This window comes from Gilvimarinus sp. 1_MG-2023 (genome assembly GCF_030548285.1).
Window position 1 is genome coordinate 1 of record NZ_JAUOSC010000684.1, and the last position, 304, is coordinate 304.

Annotated in this window: 1 protein-coding gene; it reads right to left on the minus strand. The window is 55.6% G+C overall.

Going from position 1 to position 304, the window contains the following annotated elements; translation table 11 throughout:
• Window positions 1–304 (minus strand): hypothetical protein (locus tag Q4563_RS18605; protein WP_303605564.1); only part of this gene is annotated, 304 nt, incomplete at both ends.

Sequence of the window (304 nt, forward strand, 5' to 3'; positions counted from 1 at the left end):
GCTTTCTGTTGCACGATAAAGTCGTCCAGCGTTACCCCCTCTTCACCAGTCACCTGCATCATGCGGCTGACTTCATCACCTCGTACCAGCAGTTCCGACAACACTTCGACCCGCCGCGTCCAACCCGGGGATAAATGGGTATCAAACCAGGGCTGTAACTGTTTAAGGTAACGCGACCAGGAAATCAACGGGTCAACCGCGGGATAAAAGCGCCGATAAGCCCGATCCGCAGACAGCCCCAGAAAGGTTTTGACCGTCCCCAGCGTGGATTGGGTCACTGGCTCTTCAAAGTTACCACCAGCCG